At 37.0% G+C, this 1,413-nt stretch carries 2 protein-coding genes; both read right to left on the minus strand.

Annotated elements, in window-relative coordinates; all coding sequences use genetic code 11:
* On the minus strand, window positions 1-955 hold a 955-nt coding region (locus I215_RS15550), incomplete at its 3' end, for an ISAon1 family transposase (protein WP_449404097.1).
* A 10-nt stretch (window positions 956-965) separates the two neighbouring features.
* Complete coding sequence (locus tag I215_RS15555; protein ID WP_008992947.1) at window positions 966-1,349, minus strand: ISAon1 family transposase N-terminal region protein; 384 nt, start codon at window positions 1,347-1,349, stop codon at window positions 966-968.
* Window positions 1,350-1,413 lie beyond the last annotated feature (64 nt).

Raw genomic sequence — 1,413 nt, forward strand, 5'->3', positions numbered from 1 at the left:
TAATCAACCTATATAAGAAGTATTCCGTATTCCTCACACCTCTAAATTGTGACCTAAAAGCCTTTATTTTGGCATTAAAGGATTCTGCTGAAGCATTTGTGCTTCTGTTTAAAAAATAATTGAGCACAGAACGGTAATTTAAAGTAATACTATTGGCTACTGTTTGAAAGCTCTTAAATCCTGATTCCTCTACATCTTTGTACCAGTGAGCTAGTTTGGTATAAGCTACTTTTATATCCATAGCTTGGTTAAATATAGTTCTCAGGCCTTGAACAAGACCATAAGCCTTCTTTAGATCTGGGTATTCATTAAATAATATCTGTCCTCTTTCTTTCTGAGTAGAAGTCCATTTATCTGGGGATTTATACAGTAGATATCTACTCCTGGCCAGGAGTTGTTTTGAGCTATCACCATTAGAAAAGGTTACAGGTTTAAATTCTTTGTCAGCTGCTCTAGCTAGCTTTATCTGTTCATTTTCATGATCCAAAGCTTCCCACCGGTATTTGATACGAAGATCTTGTAGCGCCTCTATTGCCAGCTTCTGTACATGGAACCGATCTGTTACTTGGATAGCTTGGGGGAAGCATTTACTAGAGATCGTTTTCATAGAGTTTGCCATGTCTAAGGTGATCTCTTTGACCTTAGATCGCTTCTTAGCAGGGATCTTCAGGAGCTGTTCTATAATAGGCTCTACTTTAGTTCCGTGGAATATCCCGACTAAAGCACCTTTCTTTCCTTTAGCCCGCTTATTGGTAATGATGGTGTAGAGTTCTCCCTTAGATAGCGCTGTCTCATCAATGGATAAATAGGAACCTATGTTTTCAGGATAAATAAGCCACTGTTTAGCATGGCTCTTACATTCCCATTGTTTAAAGTCACTTAAGTGATCTTTATAATGCCTTTGAAGTCTTTTCCCAGACATACCATACAGATGTCCAAGCTGTTGGCTACTCAATGCAGTATTATCAGTGGATTTCTTTTAAAAAAGCAGCAAACTCTTTTGATACTCGAGTTCCCTGTGCTATAAATTCATCCCATTCACGACTTACTTTAATCCACTTTTCATCCTGTAGAACGTCCCAACGCCTTCGTTTAAGACTTAATGAAAGTAGATTGTCTCGAACGGGATAATCCTCGATTATACGAGGCTCCATAAAGCCACTAGCTTTGTATTTGCAATCCTTGTATTTAGATGGTATTTGTTTTTTCTCCGCTAAATATATCGTTAGACGGTTCTCGTATAAAACGTGTTTTATTGCTTTCTTATCGAATCCAACAACATCAAAATAATCTAATATTCCGGCTGGCAACAGTAAACTTAATAAGGATAACTCAGTGTCTTTATTCATCTAGATAATTTAAAGCACAAAGAAAGTTAATTTTCAATTTAGACCCAACTTTTGAGATTGATCC

It is taken from the genome of Galbibacter marinus (assembly GCF_000300875.1).
Lineage (GTDB): Bacteria > Bacteroidota > Bacteroidia > Flavobacteriales > Flavobacteriaceae > Galbibacter > Galbibacter marinus.

What these genes read in the sequence shown, in the direction of transcription:
- I215_RS15555 (WP_008992947.1), bottom strand. Translation starts at nt 1,349, where the DNA reads ATGAATAAAGACACTGAGTTATCCTTATTAAGTTTACTGTTGCCAGCC.